We start from the raw sequence: 16,557 nt of genomic DNA, 5'->3' as shown, positions 1-16,557 counted from the left end.
CTTCCAGATTGCGGCCCCGGCGAACCGGGGAAAAGTGATTACCACTGATAACTCACGAAAATTTTGCCATTACGACCATCCTGCGGAATGCCTTGCGGCGACCAGTACTCTTTGTCGAAGGCGTTGCCCAGTACCAGCGTGGTGGTCATGCCTTTCAGCGCTTGTTGGCCCTGATAGCTGACGTAGAAATCGTTTACCGCATAGCCGGGCTGTTTAGCGTAGGTGCTGCTGATATGCGTTGAACGGTCAGCAAATGTCCCTATCCAGCCGACAGAGAAACCGCTGTGCGCAACTGGCACATTCAGTTTGCTGGTGACGGTGTCCGGGTTAATGCTTGAAATGTATTCGCCGGTGTCAGTATCTTTTCCGCGTGTGCGGTTATAGGCCATGTCGAGGCTGAACAGATCGGTGGAATATTTCGCCATCACATCCCAGCCCCAGATTTTGGCGTTGGGTACGTTATAGGACATGGTTGTCGCAGCGGCGAAATCGACGCTGGTGGAGATGTAATCTTTCGCTTTGGTGTCGAAATAGCTGGCTTTAAATTCGAGCGCGTCGCTCGCCATCAGAAGATCGTCAAAGCGCAGGCCAAATCCGTATTCCTGTGTTTCGTTGGTTTCCGGGCGCAGGTTAGGGTTCGGCACCCAGTAGTTGGTGTAAAAACGACCAATCGAGAAGTGTTTCGCATCGTTATACATCTCGCCCATAGTCGGGGCACGGAAAGCCTGAGCGTATGAACCGAACAGCATCAGCCAGTCAGTTGGCGCAACCGTTAATCCGGCGCGGGACGACCATTTATCGGCATCGACATCTTCATAACCGTCGCTGCTGCCGCGATAAGAGTCATAACGGGTACCGCCCAGCAGCGTAACCGGCAGGTCGCGCAGGGTGATTTCATCCTGGAGCCAGCCGGAGCTGAAATCGATCTTAGCCTCCGGGAAACCAGTTGTTGCTCCTCCCGGTTGTTGTTCCTGACGATAGTATTCACCGCCGTAGGTCAACAGGTGAGATGCAAAAGAGTCGGTAAACAGGCGGCTGCGGTTGTCGATCTTCCCGCCTTTGGTGGTTTGCTTGCGAAATTCGCCAGTGTTATCTGCATTCTGAGCATTAATGCGCGCTTCGGACCAGTAGATACGGGCGTCAGCGTTCAGCCAGTCATTGTCCGCCGGAGCGAGCGAGTAGGTCAGTTGCGCATCACGCTGGATCGTTGAACGGTTGGTCATCGGATTGCTGGCATCCGCCGCGCTGGTCTGCGGGTTTTTAGGTTCCCGGGCGTCATTATTGTAGTAACGCAGCGAACCGGCCAGCGTCTGGGCGCTGTCAATTTTCCAGCTACCTTTCGCCAGCATATTGTTAATTGCTTCGTCATTCGGCGCAGTAGTACCGTCACTCTGGCGTAAATCACCGCGATCGCGGCTGGACCAGGCAAGCAGTCCGTCCAGCGTATCGGTACGGCCATACGTGCTGGCGCCCATGCCGAGACTGTGATCGCCGGTCGCCGCGGTACCGAACACGCGATAACCACTGTTTTTCCCGACGTCCAGTAGATCTTTGGCATCTGCAGTGTCATAGGCGATCACGCCGCCTAGCGCGCCGCTACCGTACAGTAGTGCGGAAGGGCCACGCACGACTTCGATGCGTTTGATAAGCGCCGGGTCGAGGAAGGTACTGTTCAGGTGTCCGGTGTCGGTTCCCTGACGAACGCCGTCAACCAGTACCAGAACTCCGCGTCGATCATAGCCGCGCAGATTCACGTCCTGGCCGTTGGTACGGCCCGTACCGTCAAGGGTCAGACCTGGAACCTTACGTAACAGGTCGGCAGCGGAGCTGGCGGTTTGGTTTTCTGGGGCGGTGGCGTCAATGACGCTAACCATCATTGGCGCTTCAAAGGCGCTACGGGCATTGCCGGTGGCGGTAACGGTCATATCCTCGACCGCCGCCCAGGCGACGGCGGGCAGGTTACTGATAATCGCCAGCGCCAACAGCGATGGGCGCAGGGAAGCGGTGTGCAGGTAAGGCATAGCAACTCTCCATTAGGAAATCGAAAAGCGCTGGCTGCCTGGGTATGACCTGGGTGGCTGGCGAAATGTGTTGTTTATTTAGTCAGAATGAGTTTTCCGGCTTGTGTCTGGCGCAGCAGGTAGTGCTGACCATCATGTTCTATGATCACGCGTCCTTCGTTACCAAGCAGGGTTTTACTGTCAATTCGTCGCTCATTTGGCGCGACGAAAGGCGGTGTTTTGTCTTTTGCGGGCGTTGCCGTTGTGTTATCCATACGTGACATAGTGTTTAAAAATAACAATCAATGTAACAATGATAATCATTATCATCAAACTACAAATTTGCGGCAAGCGTTTTTGTGAAATAATTGTGACGAGAACGTTTTTTGCGCAATAAGCAAGGGAAAAACAAGGGATTAGCGCCGGGCAAGCTGATATTGCCCGGCGAACAGCATTAAAAACGGCTATCAACCGCAGAGGCGAGTTTTTCAACCAACAGTTCAGTATCTTCCCAGTTCAGGCACGGGTCGGTAATGGACTGACCGTAAACCAGCGGCTGGCCGCTAACGATTTTTTGCGTACCTTCACGCAGGAAACTCTCCGCCATAATCCCGGCAATCGCCGTCGAACCATTGCGAATTTGCTGGCATACATCATCACAAACGTCCAACTGACGGCGATGCTGCTTCTGGCAATTACCGTGGCTAAAATCGACCACCAGATGCTCAGGCAGGGAAAATTCGTGCAGGGTATCGCAGGCGGCTGCAATATCTTCAGCATAATAATTCGGCTTTTTACCGCCACGCATGATGATATGCCCGTAAGGGTTACCGCTGGTCTGATAAATGGTCATCTGGCCGGTTTTATCCGGCGAGAGGAACATGTGACTGGCGCGGGAGGCGCGAATCGCATCGACGGCGATGCGCGTGTTGCCATCCGTTCCGTTCTTAAAGCCAACCGGGCAGGAGAGCGCGGAGGCCATTTCACGATGGATCTGACTTTCGGTGGTGCGCGCGCCAATAGCTCCCCAACTGATTAAATCAGCAATAAACTGGCCGGTCACCATGTCGAGGAATTCAGTCGCCGTGGGGACGCCCAGTTCGTTGACCTGCAACAGCAGTTTTCGCGCCAGTTCAATACCGTGGTTCACACGATAACTGCCATTCAAATCTGGGTCGGAAATCAGGCCTTTCCAGCCTACGACGGTGCGTGGTTTTTCAAAATAGGTACGCATCACGATTTCCAGACGCGCCTGGTGCTTAGTGCGCAGCGCCTGTAACCGTGTCGCGTATTCCATCGCGGCATCAAGATCGTGAATCGAGCAGGGACCTACGATCACCAGTAAACGGGGGTCTTCACCATTTAAAATTTTTTCTATCCGACGTCGGGAGTCCGTAACATGACGGGCGACGGAGGACGAAACAGGATGCCGTTGCGCAAGCTCTGCTGGAGTGACCAGGTTGTCAATACGTGCAGTACGGAGTTCATCGGTTCTGTTCATTACTTGTCTCAGAAATTTGTTGCTTCAACGGCAGGACTACCGGGAAGTGATGTACATCACAATATCACACTCATCCTGCCTGGTGGCGAGCATAATAACAAAAAATCGAACCAATGCACTAGCATTCTAGTACATGCGGCGATTCAGTCCCATGATATCGAGGATCTTGGTAGCAATCTCTTCTACCGAATAATTGGTACTGTTCAGCCAGGGGATCTGGTTTTTCCGATAAAGCGCTTCCACCTCAGCAACTTCCATACGGCACTGACGCAGCGAGGCGTAACGGCTGTTCTCACGACGTTCTTCGCGGATGGCCGCCAGGCGCTCAGGGTCGATAGTCAGACCGAACAGCTTATGCTGCAACGGCTTCAGGGAAGTGGGCAGCACCAGATTATCCATATCATCGGCAATAAAGGGGTAGTTGGCCGCGCGGATACCAAACTGCATGGCCAGATACAAACTGGTCGGGGTTTTGCCGCAACGGGAAACACCGAGCAGGATCACCTGCGCCTGATCGAGGTTGCGCAACGAAATACCGTCGTCGTGGGCGAGGGTGTAGTCAATGGCAGCAATGCGCGCGTCGTACTTGTTGAGGTTACCGGGATTCAGACCGTGCGTGCGATGGGCGATAGGCGTAGGGTCGAGTTTCATCTCGTGTTGCAGTGGGGCAACCAACGCCTGCACGATATCCTGACAAAACCCTTCGCTTTGCAGAATGATCGAGCGAATTTCCGGCAGGACGATGGAGTAAAACACTAAAGGGCGCACGCCAGTTTGTTGGTAGATAGCGTCAATCTGGTCTTTAACCGCGCGCGCACGACTCTCATTTTCCACAAACGGCAGCGTAATACTGCTGATCGTGACCGGAAATTGCGACATCACCGCGTGACCCAATACCTCGGCGGTGATGGCCGTACCATCAGAAATATAAAATACGTGACGATCAACAGCATTATCCATTTTGCTCATCCTGGGGCAGATATAATTCTCTGAAAGCATAAATTAAAATTCGCCAGAAGCGAATATTGCGGCATCTATTTTATAAAATGAAACGGTATTTTTATATTTAATGAAAAGTACATTTCATTTTTCGGAACAAATGTTTATACCGGTCATTTTTGTGGTGATCCCGTGTGGCTCGCGGTTTTGCGCAAATGCGGAAACAATCTGAAAAAATAAAAAATAAAGTTGCTTGAACGATTCACCGTTTTTTTCGCCGGAGTAAATATGCCAAGATAATTACGCAAAATTGAGTTTCCTAACCTCGTTCATATATAAGGATTGTTCGATGTCCAACAATGGCTCGTCACCGCTGGTGCTTTGGTATAACCAACTCGGCATGAATGATGTAGACAGAGTTGGAGGCAAAAATGCCTCCCTGGGTGAAATGATTACTAACCTTTCAGGTATGGGTGTTTCCGTACCGAATGGTTTTGCAACGACCGCCGATGCGTTTAACCAGTTTCTGGACCAGAGCGGTGTAAACCAGCGCATTTATGAGCTGCTGGATAAAACGGATATCGACGATGTCAGTGAGCTTGCGAAAGCCGGGGCACAGATCCGCCAGTGGATTATCGACACTCCTTTCCAGCCCGAACTGGAAAATGCCGTCCGCGATGCCTACGCGCAGCTGTCAGCGGACGATGCCAATGCCTCTTTTGCCGTGCGTTCTTCCGCTACCGCAGAAGATATGCCAGATGCGTCATTTGCCGGTCAGCAGGAAACCTTCCTCAACGTCCAGGGATTTGATGCCGTACTGGTTGCCATCAAACACGTATTTGCCTCGCTGTTTAACGACCGCGCGATCTCTTATCGTGTTCACCAGGGCTATGACCACCGTGGCGTCGCACTTTCTGCTGGCGTTCAGCGGATGGTGCGTTCTGACCTCGCGTCCTCAGGCGTAATGTTCTCCATCGATACCGAATCCGGTTTCGACCAGGTTGTCTTTATCACGTCCGCCTGGGGCCTGGGCGAAATGGTCGTGCAGGGCGCCGTTAACCCGGATGAATTCTACGTGCACAAACCGACCCTGGCGGCTAACCGTCCGGCGATCGTCCGTCGCACAATGGGATCGAAAAAAATCCGCATGATTTACGCGCCGACCCAGGAACACGGTAAGCAGGTGACCATTGAAGATGTCCCGCAGGAACAACGCGACATTTTCTCCCTGACTAACGAAGAAGTGCAGGAACTGGCCAAGCAAGCGGTGCAGATCGAGAAGCACTACGGTCGTCCAATGGACATCGAATGGGCGAAAGACGGCCATACCGGCAAGCTGTTCATTGTTCAGGCGCGTCCAGAAACCGTGCGCTCTCGCGGTCAGGTGATGGAGCGTTATACGCTGCATGCTCAGGGTAAAATTATTGCTGAAGGTCGCGCCATCGGCCACCGCATTGGCGCGGGTCCGGTCAAAGTCATTCATGACATCAGCGAAATGAACCGCATCGAACCAGGCGACGTACTGGTTACCGACATGACCGACCCGGACTGGGAACCGATCATGAAGAAAGCGGCAGCAATTGTCACTAACCGTGGCGGTCGTACCTGTCACGCGGCAATCATTGCCCGTGAACTGGGGATCCCGGCCGTGGTTGGCTGTGGCGATGCGACCGAACGCATGAAAGATGGTGAGAAGGTAACTGTCTCCTGTGCCGAAGGTGACACCGGTTATGTTTACGCTGACATGCTCGACTTTAGCGTGAAGAGTTCCAGCGTGGAGACCATGCCGGATCTGCCGTTGAAGGTGATGATGAACGTCGGTAACCCGGACCGGGCTTTCGACTTCGCCTGTCTGCCAAACGAAGGCGTCGGCCTGGCGCGTCTGGAATTTATCATCAACCGCATGATTGGCGTACACCCGCGTGCGCTGCTGGAGTTTGATGACCAGACGCCTGAGCTGCAAAATGAAATCCGCGCCATGATGAAAGGTTTCGATTCTCCGCGTGAATTCTATGTCGGTCGTCTGACGGAAGGGATCGCAACGCTGGGTGCGGCGTTTTATCCAAAACGCGTCATCGTGCGTATGTCGGACTTTAAGTCCAACGAATATGCCAACCTGGTCGGCGGTGAGCGTTATGAACCGCATGAAGAGAACCCGATGCTGGGCTTCCGTGGGGCGGGCCGTTATGTTGCCGACAGCTTCCGCGACTGCTTCGCGCTGGAATGCGACGCAGTAAAACGTGTCCGTAACGATATGGGCCTGACTAACGTTGAAGTGATGGTACCGTTTGTACGTACCGTTGCCCAGGCGAAAGCGGTGGTGGAAGAACTGGCACGCCAGGGGCTGAAACGCGGCGAGAACGGACTGAAGATCATCATGATGTGTGAGATCCCGTCTAACGCCTTGCTGGCCGAGCAATTCCTCGAATACTTCGACGGCTTCTCCATCGGCTCAAACGACATGACGCAGCTGGCGCTGGGTCTGGATCGTGACTCTGGTGTGGTTTCTGAACTGTTTGATGAGCGTAACGACGCGGTGAAAGCGCTGCTGTCGATGGCGATTCGTGCAGCCAAGAAACAGGGCAAATACGTGGGTATTTGCGGCCAGGGACCTTCTGACCACGAAGACTTCGCGGCCTGGCTGATGGAAGAGGGGATCGACAGTCTGTCGCTGAACCCGGACACCGTCGTACAAACCTGGCTGAGTCTGGCGGAACTGAACAAGTAATATCATGCCTTATCCGGCCTATTCAACGTAGGCCGGATAAGATGCGTGAGCATCGCCATCCGGCGCTTTATCCTGTAATACTCTCCACGCTCAAACGCTGAATAATATCCTGACGAAGCTGGTATTTTTGTACTTTACCGGACGCCGTGCGCGGTAATTTCTCCACGATCACAATGTGCTCAGGGTATTTATACTTTGCCACCCGCTTGCGACTAAAAAAGGCCACCACTGATTCCAGCGACAACGAATGATGCGGAGGTTTTAGGACCACGTAAGCACACGACCTTTCACCTAAGCGTTCGTCCGGCATCGCGACAACACAGGCATCGTGAATGCGAGGATGCTGCAATAAAATATCCTCAACTTCGCGGCTGCTGATGTTTTCTCCACCGCGGACAATGATATCTTTTTTCCGTCCGGTGATTTTGATGTACCCCGCATCGTCCATTCGGCATAAGTCGCCGCTGTAATACCAGCCGTCTTGATCCAGCGCGCGGGCGGTAAGTTCGGGTTCATCGAGGTAGCCCATAAACACATTGGGACCACGCGAAGCTTCTTCACCTTCTACCCCCGCGGGCAACGTATTGCGTGCTTCGTCGACCACTTTAATTTCGACGCCTGCAGCAGCATATCCGTCGGTATTCATCATGCGAGAAAGCGAATCATCGAGATTGACCAGCGCATGCGGTGAACTCTCTGTCGAGCCATAAATGCTTAATAATTTTATGCCGAGCTGCTGGCAGTCACGGGCAATCTTCTGTGGAATGGTTGTGCCCCCACATAAGAAAAAGCGTAGCGATGAGAGATCGCGTGGTCGTTTTTCCATGCTACACAACATGTCGTAGACGAAGGGCGTTGCGCCGAGCACACAGGTACAGCGTTGTTGCTCCAGCAGTTCAAGACAGGCGGTTGGGGTGAAAATATCTAACAATACGCTGCGTGCGCCGATTAAAAACGGTGCAGTAACGCCATGCAGAAAACCGGTAGCGTGTCCCAGTGGTGCGGGCATCAAAAACACATCCTGCCAGGTGAGATTGAGGCGGGCACAGTAGGCGCGCTCGCTGGCAAGGATGTTGTTGTGGGTCAGCATTACGCCTTTTGGCATTCCCTCGGTACCGGAGGTAAACAACACTGCCGCCAGTTCATCGGCGTGAACATTAATCGTCTGGGTTAAAGGCGGAGCTAAAAGCAGTTGACTGAGCGCCAGCGAGGTCGTTGCCGGAGCCAGTTTATCCACGGCAACGATCTGTTGCAGATGCGGCAACTGGTTTTGTAAGGGGAGGATCAGATCGACCGGTCGGGTCTGTTTAAACAGCGTCGGTGCGAAAAAAATCTTCGCTTTGCACTTATTTAGCACCCATACCAGCTCTGCTTCACGCCACGCTGGCAGCAACGGTACGGAAACGGCCCCGATTTTCAGGCAGGCCAGGTAGATAATCGTAAACTCGCACCAGCCCGGTAACTGGAAGGCAATGCGATCGCCGGGTTGAATACCGCAGGCTAAAAACCAGGTTGCCAGACTGCTGGCCGCGCTGTCGAGTGCAGCATAGGTGTATGAAGCGCCATGGTTATCAACAACGGCGATTTTATCTGGCATGGCTCTGGCAGTTTGGTTCCAGTAATCGCCAAGCGAAGCATCTCCCCATAAACCCTGTTGCCGCCAGACTTCGCGGCGTTCGGCGTTAAACGTTAGTGTGATACTCATGAAGTTATTCCCAGGATGATTTCGGCATACATCTGACCGGATGGCCGGCGTGGCCGATCCGGTGTACTACAGGCAAAATCCATTAGCCGTAGCGAAAATCAACGCCAAATGTTCCGACCGGATATTCCCATTGGTCGAGGATTGTGTCGCCGCACAGTACTCGACACGTTCCGCACTCCAGGCAACCAGCAGAATCAAAATGAATGTTTCCACTCTCGTCCTGCTTATACAGCCCGGCGGGGCAGGCTTTCAGCAGCTTGCGAAATTCATTAAGGTCTGGATGTTCGGCCAGGATGATGTGCGGGTGGCCTTCATCGACATTGAATTTATTGACGCCCAGTTTGACGTCAACGTTAACGGTATTGTCCTGATTCATAGTGCAGTTGCCCCCTTGATACCGTCTCTCAGTAAGTTCATCAGCCCGATTTGTTTTGCGTGGGACATAATCATCTTGCGAACCGGTTGATTTGGACGTCCGTCAACGGTGAACATATCGCTCATGATGTCGGCCACCGTACGCGGATACTGAGTGAACAACCGTGGGTTTTCCATTAACGCCGGGATCTTGCGAAAATGCTGTAAATCACGCATCACACAGCCCTGTTCGAGCGCGCGCTTGTAGTCCATCAGGCTGCTGGCAGAGAAATCCTGGCGTTCTTTTGCTGCAATAGCTGTTTGGGCAGCGGCTTCTGCGGAAGCGATGGCCAAATCCATACCTCGCACCGTGAAACCCAGGTTCAAACAGAAACCGGCGGCATCGCCCACGATCATCACACCGTCATCGACCAGCTTTGGAACCATTGCCAGACCGCCTTCCGGCACCATATGCGCGGAATATTCCAGTAGTTCTCCACCGGCAATCAATGGCCGAATAGTTGGATGTCGCTTAAAGTCTTCCAGCATTTGTGGAATGCTTTTTGTGGCATGGGCAATATCCCCCAGACCACACACCAGACCCAGAGAGATGGAGTCCTGGTTGGTATACAAAAATCCGCCTCCCATCAACCCATCAGACGGTGAGCCTGCAAACAGCCAGGCCGCGCCTTCATTACCTGAAAGATTGAAGCGATCTGCAATGACCGCTGGAGGTAAGCCGATCAGCTCTTTTACGCCAACGGCATAGTGATGTGCAGAAGAGGGCGGAACCATCCCCAGAGAACGCCCCAGCATAGAGTTGACGCCATCGGCAAGGATGACAATATTGGCTTCCAGGATATCGTCACCGGCCTGAACTCCGGTAACCTTATTACCTTCGCGGATCAGGGCATCGACGCGCACGCCGGGGATGAACTGCACGCCAGCTTGTTCCGCCTTATCCATTAGCCATGGGTCAAGTCTGTTGCGCAAAACGGTATACGAATCCTGCGTTGGTGCGTCAGCTTTTTCACGATGGAAATCGAGAGTGACGGCGCTTTCTTCGGTCAGAAAGGAGATTTTTTCGCGGGTGACTTTACGCTCGAGCGGCGCTTCCTGCGCGAACCCCGGCATGATGCGCTCAAGACTATGTGCATAGAGTCTTCCGCCGGTCATATTTTTACTACCAGCACTGTTACCGCGCTCGATGACCAGTACGTCCAGTCCGGCCTGAGCCATCACGTAGCCTGCAACCGTACCCGCCACGCCAGCACCGACCACAATGGCATCAAATTTTTCATCTGACATGCTTTATGCTCCCTTCCCGCTGTGAGGGCAGCGGGATATGTGCGTTAAATGTGGGGGTTAGCGGCTGAGATGCTCGATAAGAGCCGGAACGACTTTGTAGATGTCGCCGACCAGTCCGTAATCGGCGTAATTGAAAATAGGGGCTTTCTTATCTTTGTTGATGGCGACAATGACTTTCGCGCCGTTACCGCCGACCATATGCTGAATTTGTCCTGAAATGCCGAGGGTGAGGTAAAGGTCCGATTTCAGTAACACGCCAGAAACGCCGATGTAGCGTTCGCGTTCCATCCAGTTTTCGCCTTCGGCAATCGGTCGTGAACAACCCACTTCTGCACCCAGTACAGACGCCAACTGGTGCACCATCTCCAGATCGTTTTGCGCAACCAGGCCGCGGCCCACACCCACCACACGTTTGGCTTTGCTGAGATCCACGCTGCTCACGGATTTGGCGCGACGTTCCTGGCACATAATTTCATGGTGCGGTGCGATGTAAGGTGCAGAGACAACAGGGCAGGTATGTGAAGCATTAGCCTCTACCGGTTCAAGTACGCCTGGGGCAAGGGTGATAATTGCCTGAGTTGTTTTGATTTTTTCTTTGCCGAATGCCAGGCCACCGTACATACGGTGTTCTGCGAACAGTGAGCCATCATCAAGCGTTACCGACGTGGCGTCATTTACCATCGCTGCATTGAGCTGAATACTTAACCGCGCACCAAGGGATTTAGCGCGTTTAGTCGCTGGCATCAGCAATAGTCCGGTATGTTCTTGTATCAGGGCGGCGATGGTCTCGGCGAAATTTTCAACACGCTGTAAACCAGACGTTGTTTCAAGCACGACAATCTCATCGGCACCCAGAGGTTTAACCTGATTGGCCTGTTCGTTGCCTTGTACAATAAGGTGTACCTGTTCACCCCACAGGCGTGCGCCGGCCATTAATTCTGCATAGCGTTCTACGTTATCGCTGAACAGCCATACGTTAGCTAATTTACTCATGATAATTTCTCTCCGTTGGGCTTAGTTCAGGGCTTTTTTCAGATGCTCAGCCAGCTCGGCGATGGCTTCTGCTGAGTCATTTTCCAGAATGATGTGCTTACGTTCTGTTTGTGGCGGAACGGTGAGGCTCACCAGTTCTGCTAACGGTGAGGCAGGTGTCCAGCCAATATCGCTGGCTTGCCACGGTGTGACTGGTTTTTTACCTGCGCCCAGAATGGCTTTCATCGAGGGAATACGCGGCGTGTTGATATCCGAGGTTACGCACAGCACGGCGGGGAGCGACAGTTCAATCACTTCAACTTCGTCTTCCAGCGTACGTTCAACCACAATGCGATCGCCGTTACGTTGGATGTTGCTGACGGCGTTAATCACCGGAAGTTGTAAGAGTTCGCCAACCAGTAAGCCAACCTGCTGGGCGTAGATGTCTCCAGACCCTTCGCCGAACAGCATCAGGTCGAATTCAATGTTTTTGGCCGCGCAGGCCAGCGCCTGAGCCGTGTCTCGCGGTAATGAATGCTCCAGTTGGGGATCCTGCACCATAAACAAACTGTCCGGCCCGCGGGACAGTACGTCTTTACGCACTTTGGAGTTTTGCAGTAGCGAGCCGCCAACCGTTAGGGCGACGATTTCATCACCTTCCGCACTAAGTTGCGTCGCGGCCTCTATTGCATTCAAATCAAACTGACTGATTTTGGCATCGGCCCGGTCAAAGTTAAGCGAACGTTCTGGGGTAACAACAATGTCCTGTTCTTCAGGCACCAACTTAAAGCAGGTTATTAGTTTCATGGCATCTCCAGTGATTCTCGTGTGGATGATGACGGGGAGTGACATCATCAACAGTAGGGAAAATTGACTGAAAATAGTGTGCGGCAGAGGGGGACTGTTTTCGACGGGGCAATCTGTTTTCATTCCCAACAATCTTGCAAAAAAAAGGACTTTAGGAATGCTGAGTTTATGAACGTAAAGACGACGTCGGGTGTTAAAGTGATAAATATGGAAATAAAATCGAGACGTTTTTTTGAGAAATGGATCATATTTTTATCCGTTTCTGCATGCACTTTGTTTCTGGTGTGTAAATTATTATTGCTGACTTAATAACATTTACACTTTCCTGTTATTTTAAAATAAAAACAATTTGTGCGAGCAGCGTGCTGAAGTTGGAGGTGTCATCTTGCAGACGACGCAAATAATTTTGTTTCGCCTGGACAGAATAACGTTGTATAACGTCTTCATCGTTTTTACTTTTCGATATTAATTATCCGCAAAATTACTGCCTTTCGGTGGAGGTTGTCATGTATCAACGCTGTTTTGATAATGCCATGGAGACCCTTTTTGAACAGGGAAAAACCCCGAGATTTTCGCGATTCGTCATTAGTGATGATCCTAACTGGGAGTCGGGCCATCATGTTCATGACAATGAAACAGAGCTTATCTATGTAAAAAAGGGTGTCGCAAGGCTAATTATCGACTCTTCGCTGTATGTCGCACATGCGGGTGACATCGTAGTGATAGAACAAGGGCGGTTACATGCGGTTGCTTCCGATAGCAGCGCACCTGCAACCACTTACACCTGTGCGCTCTACGGCTTTCGTTTCAACGACTGGCAGGAGAACCAACTCTTGCAGATGCACTCGTGTCCGGTTATTAACGTCAGCCAGGGCAAAGAGGTTATTAAAAGTATCTTTAATGAACTGAGTGTTATGATCCCGCAGAGCAAGAATAACCTGACGTCTTCCGCTTATGACGCCTTTGCTTATGCATTAACCGTTTTATATTACGAAAACTTTAAAAATGCTTATCGTTCTGAGCAGGGATATATTAAAAAAGATATCTTAATTAAAGATGTGTTGGTTTATTTAAATAACAATTTCCGAGAGAAAATTACGCTGGAACAGTTGTCTAAGAAATTTCGTGCCAGCGTGAGCTATATCTGTCACGAGTTTACTAAGGAGTATCGTATTTCGCCGATTAATTATGTGATTCAGCGGCGAATGACAGAGGCAAAATTTGCCCTGACGAATACAGAGTCCTCGTTGGCAGAAATTTCCTGGCGGGTAGGGTATGAAAATGTCGATCACTTTGCCAAACTCTTTCAGCGGCATGTGGGTTGTACCCCCAGCGATTATCGTAAGCAGTTTAAAAATAACCTTGTAGAACAGGAATGTTTGATGCCAGAAATATGATTAACCTGGCTCGTGCCGGATAACGCATTTGCGCTATCCGGCAAGCATTACTGCTTACTTATTCTGATAATCTTTCAGGATTTGGCGACCCGCGACGTAAATCATGATTTCATCTGTGCCACCGCCAATGCGTTCACAGCGAACATCGCGCCAGAAGCGGGAAACGCGTGCTTCGTCGGTGTAACCCAGCCCACCCATAATCTGAATGGCGTCATCAATCACTTCCATTGCAGTACGTGCACAATACAGTTTTGCCAGCGCTGCACTGGTGCGCAGAGACTGTTCCTGATCGGCCTGCCAGGCGACTTTTAACACCATATTGCGCATGTTATCGATTTTAATCGCCATCAGCGCCAGTTTTTCCTGGATCATCTGATTGTGACCAATTGGCTTACCGAATGCGATGCGCTGGTTGGCGTAACGGGCGGCATCTTCGAAGGCGCATTCAGCAAAACCGGTACTGCGCGCAGCGTTGATCAAACGTTCCATTTCGAAGTTGTACATGACGTTGAGGAAACCCATGCCTTCCTCTCCGACCATATCGCTTTCATCCACTTCAACGTCATCAAGATAAACTTCGCAGGTGCTGAGCATATGCCAGCCGATTTTATGCAGCGGATTAACCTTAATGCCGGGTTTTTTCGAATCGACCCACCACAGCGTAAAGGCTTTTTTCGGATCTTTTGGCTCCGGATCGCGGGCCAGTACCAGCATATATGGATACTCTTTTGCGCCGGTGATAAAGGTTTTCTGCCCGTTGAGATAGACCTTACCGTTTTTGCGAGTGTAGCTGGTGGTCGCGCTGTTGTTGTCGGAGCCAGCTCCCGGTTCGGTTAATGCCAGCGCATACGCTGGATCGCCCGTTTCCATGGTGCTTTCTGCGGTCTTACGCAGCTGTTCAGCGGATCCAAAACGACGCATACTGTGAATGCACTGACCGTTAGTGATCAAAAAAGCGGGTGCGCCGCATTTTGAAACTTCCATCAGCGCCAGCATCTGTGTGACGTAATCCGCCGGGATGCCACCAAACTCTTCCGGAACGCCCAGCATCGAAATACCGTTGTCCGCCAGGGCACGCATAAACTCTTTCGGGTAGGTCGCCGTCTGATCACAGGTACGGAAATATTCTTCCGGGAAATTGCTGGTAATCAGTTCCCGAATACTGGCAAGCAGCAGTTCTTGTTCTTCAGTTAAAGAAAAGTCCATCAGGGTACTCCTTTTAATTGGCGGCGTCGGGTAATACAAAACCCATCGAGGCATCGATAAATAATCTTTCGTCCATCAGCTTCAGATTTGGCGAAATAATTGGCGTGAAATCCATCTTGTCCAGGATGTCTTCCTGTAAAGAGACTCCCGGTGCAATTTCGATTAAATGAAGACCATCTGCTTTTAACGTAAATACAGCGCGTTCAGTGATGTAACGCACATCAAGTCCACGTTCGAGAGCAATTTTTCCGCTGAAAGTCACTTCAGGTAATTCGTTGACGAATTTTTTCACCCGACCTTCCTGCACAATATTTAACTTGCCATCGGCAACTTCCGTTTTCAGACTTCCGGCAGTTAACGTGCCGCAGAAAATAATTTTTTTGGAGGTGGCGCTAATATCGATAAAACCGCCGGTACCCATGATTTTGCCATTGAATTTGTGTACGCCGACGTTGCCGTGGCGATCGACTTCGGCAAAACTTAAATAGCACACGTCCAGTCCACCACCGTGATAGAAGTCAAACTGGGAGGTCATATCCAGAATGGCGCGGGTGTTGACGTTGGCGCCGAAAGCAATACCTTGAGAGGTGATGCCGCCAATCGGACCCGTTTCGACTGTCAGAATAAAATCGTCAGCACAGCCTTCTTCGCGCGCGACGAGGCCAATGCCATCGGCAATGCCTACGCCAACGTTGCCGACCGCACCTTTGCGCATTTCAAACAGGGCGCGTCTGGCCACCAGTTTACGCTGATTGAGCGGCAGGGCAGTCTGTTGGCTGTCATCGAGAACAAAATCGCCAGAGATAAAGCGGTTAACCGGCGCGCCACCATACAGTTGCGTTTGGTCGGGGTCGATGACCACAATATCGACCAGATAGCCGGGAATACGCACCGATTTCGGATGCAACGTGGCTTTCTTCACCATCTTTTGCACCTGCATCATAACGATGCCACCGTTATTGTGTACGGCCTGGGCAATCACCAGCGCATCAAGATACATCACTTCATCTTCAAAGGTGGCGTAGCCTTCACTGTCGCAAGTGGTGGCGCGAATAAAGGCGATGTTTGGCGCAATGGCTTTGTAATACAGGTACTCTTTGTTATCAATTTCCACCAATTTGATCAGATCTTCGGTGGTCACTTCATTCAGCTTACCGCCCTGTTGGCGAGGGTCAACAAATGTACCGATGCCGATATCACTAAGGATCCCCGGCTGGTGAGCCGCCGATGCACGCAGGGTTTGGGTTAATACGCCCTGAGGATAGTTATAGGCGGCAATTTTATTTTGTTCAGCCAGATCGGAGATTCGCGGTGATTGTCCCCAGTGTCCGCATAATGCCCATTTGACTAAACCTTCCTGTGCCAGTGGGCTAATTCCCCGGTCGGCACGGTCACCCAAACCTGTAGGACTAATCAACGCTAAATTTCGCGGTGACTGTGAGTTTTTATATTTTTCAGCCAGTGCATTAATTAATGTTGTTGCTTCGAGAATACCCCCTCCAGCACCTAATACACAAAGCGTTGCTTCATCAGGAATATAATTGACTGCATCTGCAGCGGATAATACGGGTACCCGACCATCTATACGATTTGGCCTTGAAAATTTCATGTGAACTCCAGATTATATGCGTGCGACTACC

Annotated in this window: 13 protein-coding genes; 2 read left to right on the top strand and 11 right to left on the bottom strand. The window is 51.5% G+C overall.

Annotation, left to right across the window (positions count from 1 at the left end; translation table 11 throughout):
- Nucleotides 1-38: 38 nt before the first annotated feature.
- From OGX96_RS19195 to ppsR, 4 genes are all read right to left on the bottom strand, one after another.
- Nucleotides 39-2,021 (bottom strand): TonB-dependent hemoglobin/transferrin/lactoferrin family receptor, encoded by a 1,983-nt coding sequence (locus OGX96_RS19195; protein ID WP_008784586.1) that lies wholly within the window; start codon nucleotides 2,019-2,021, stop codon nucleotides 39-41.
- Between the two features lie 74 nt (nucleotides 2,022-2,095).
- A complete protein-coding gene (hemP, locus tag OGX96_RS19190; RefSeq protein WP_125363165.1) occupies nucleotides 2,096-2,284 on the bottom strand; it encodes a hemin uptake protein HemP in 189 nt (62 codons plus the stop codon).
- Nucleotides 2,285-2,454: 170 nt separating this feature from the next.
- The gene (aroH, locus tag OGX96_RS19185; protein WP_003030555.1) at nucleotides 2,455-3,501 is read right to left on the bottom strand and encodes a 3-deoxy-7-phosphoheptulonate synthase AroH; all 1,047 of its coding nucleotides are present in this window, start codon (nucleotides 3,499-3,501) and stop codon (nucleotides 2,455-2,457) included.
- Between the two features lie 126 nt (nucleotides 3,502-3,627).
- The gene (gene ppsR / locus OGX96_RS19180) at nucleotides 3,628-4,461 is read right to left on the bottom strand and encodes a posphoenolpyruvate synthetase regulatory kinase/phosphorylase PpsR (RefSeq protein ID WP_003832602.1); all 834 of its coding nucleotides are present in this window, start codon (nucleotides 4,459-4,461) and stop codon (nucleotides 3,628-3,630) included.
- 328 nt (nucleotides 4,462-4,789) lie between these two features.
- Here ppsR and ppsA point away from each other — a divergent pair, with 328 nt between their 5' ends.
- Nucleotides 4,790-7,168: a phosphoenolpyruvate synthase gene (gene ppsA, locus OGX96_RS19175; protein WP_286583958.1), complete on the top strand. Its 2,379-nt coding sequence runs from the start codon at nucleotides 4,790-4,792 to the stop codon at nucleotides 7,166-7,168.
- Between the two features lie 67 nt (nucleotides 7,169-7,235).
- Here ppsA and fadK read toward each other — a convergent pair whose 3' ends face one another.
- From fadK to OGX96_RS19150, 5 genes are all read right to left on the bottom strand, one after another.
- Entirely contained in the window at nucleotides 7,236-8,873 is a 1,638-nt protein-coding gene (gene fadK, locus OGX96_RS19170) for a medium-chain fatty-acid--CoA ligase (RefSeq protein WP_071446893.1), read from the bottom strand.
- 82 nt (nucleotides 8,874-8,955) lie between these two features.
- The gene (locus tag OGX96_RS19165; protein WP_003832609.1) at nucleotides 8,956-9,249 is read right to left on the bottom strand and encodes a ferredoxin family protein; all 294 of its coding nucleotides are present in this window, start codon (nucleotides 9,247-9,249) and stop codon (nucleotides 8,956-8,958) included.
- On the bottom strand, nucleotides 9,246-10,535 hold the full coding sequence (locus OGX96_RS19160) for an FAD-dependent oxidoreductase (protein WP_286583956.1): 1,290 nt from the start codon (nucleotides 10,533-10,535) through the stop codon (nucleotides 9,246-9,248). Before OGX96_RS19160 ends, OGX96_RS19165 begins: the two co-directional genes overlap by 4 nt.
- A 57-nt stretch (nucleotides 10,536-10,592) precedes the next feature.
- On the bottom strand, nucleotides 10,593-11,528 hold the full coding sequence (locus OGX96_RS19155; RefSeq protein WP_198802077.1) for an electron transfer flavoprotein subunit alpha: 936 nt from the start codon (nucleotides 11,526-11,528) through the stop codon (nucleotides 10,593-10,595).
- 21 nt (nucleotides 11,529-11,549) lie between these two features.
- Entirely contained in the window at nucleotides 11,550-12,314 is a 765-nt protein-coding gene (locus OGX96_RS19150; protein ID WP_020996442.1) for an electron transfer flavoprotein, read from the bottom strand.
- Nucleotides 12,315-12,820: 506 nt separating this feature from the next.
- Between OGX96_RS19150 and OGX96_RS19145 the strand changes: the two genes are divergently transcribed.
- Complete coding sequence (locus OGX96_RS19145; RefSeq protein ID WP_008784594.1) at nucleotides 12,821-13,711, top strand: AraC family transcriptional regulator; 891 nt, start codon at nucleotides 12,821-12,823, stop codon at nucleotides 13,709-13,711.
- A 54-nt stretch (nucleotides 13,712-13,765) separates the two neighbouring features.
- Here the strand turns inward: OGX96_RS19145 and OGX96_RS19140 are convergent, their stop codons facing one another.
- Both OGX96_RS19140 and OGX96_RS19135 read right to left on the bottom strand, forming a co-directional pair.
- Complete coding sequence (locus tag OGX96_RS19140; protein ID WP_003832619.1) at nucleotides 13,766-14,917, bottom strand: acyl-CoA dehydrogenase; 1,152 nt, start codon at nucleotides 14,915-14,917, stop codon at nucleotides 13,766-13,768.
- A gap of 13 nt (nucleotides 14,918-14,930) precedes the next feature.
- A complete protein-coding gene (locus tag OGX96_RS19135; protein ID WP_008784596.1) occupies nucleotides 14,931-16,526 on the bottom strand; it encodes an acyl CoA:acetate/3-ketoacid CoA transferase in 1,596 nt (531 codons plus the stop codon).
- Nucleotides 16,527-16,557: the final 31 nt, after the last annotated feature.

This window comes from Citrobacter sp. Cpo100 (genome assembly GCF_030332595.1).
Taxonomy (GTDB): Bacteria; Pseudomonadota; Gammaproteobacteria; order Enterobacterales; family Enterobacteriaceae; genus Citrobacter; species Citrobacter portucalensis.
The sequence above is the reverse complement of the archived record's forward strand: the minus strand, read 5'-3'. Positions and strand labels throughout refer to the sequence as shown.

Coding starts and splice junctions, on each gene's coding strand:
- hemP (WP_125363165.1), bottom strand. CDS start 2,284: ATGTCACGTATGGATAACACAACGGCAACGCCCGCAAAAGACAAAACA.
- aroH (WP_003030555.1), bottom strand. CDS start 3,501: ATGAACAGAACCGATGAACTCCGTACTGCACGTATTGACAACCTGGTC.
- OGX96_RS19155 (WP_198802077.1), bottom strand. CDS start 11,528: ATGAGTAAATTAGCTAACGTATGGCTGTTCAGCGATAACGTAGAACGC.
- ppsR (WP_003832602.1), bottom strand. CDS start 4,461: ATGGATAATGCTGTTGATCGTCACGTATTTTATATTTCTGATGGTACG.
- OGX96_RS19135 (WP_008784596.1), bottom strand. CDS start 16,526: ATGAAATTTTCAAGGCCAAATCGTATAGATGGTCGGGTACCCGTATTA.
- ppsA (WP_286583958.1), top strand. CDS start 4,790: ATGTCCAACAATGGCTCGTCACCGCTGGTGCTTTGGTATAACCAACTC.
- OGX96_RS19165 (WP_003832609.1), bottom strand. CDS start 9,249: ATGAATCAGGACAATACCGTTAACGTTGACGTCAAACTGGGCGTCAAT.
- OGX96_RS19140 (WP_003832619.1), bottom strand. CDS start 14,917: ATGGACTTTTCTTTAACTGAAGAACAAGAACTGCTGCTTGCCAGTATT.
- OGX96_RS19195 (WP_008784586.1), bottom strand. CDS start 2,021: ATGCCTTACCTGCACACCGCTTCCCTGCGCCCATCGCTGTTGGCGCTG.
- OGX96_RS19145 (WP_008784594.1), top strand. CDS start 12,821: ATGTATCAACGCTGTTTTGATAATGCCATGGAGACCCTTTTTGAACAG.
- OGX96_RS19160 (WP_286583956.1), bottom strand. CDS start 10,535: ATGTCAGATGAAAAATTTGATGCCATTGTGGTCGGTGCTGGCGTGGCG.
- OGX96_RS19150 (WP_020996442.1), bottom strand. CDS start 12,314: ATGAAACTAATAACCTGCTTTAAGTTGGTGCCTGAAGAACAGGACATT.
- fadK (WP_071446893.1), bottom strand. CDS start 8,873: ATGAGTATCACACTAACGTTTAACGCCGAACGCCGCGAAGTCTGGCGG.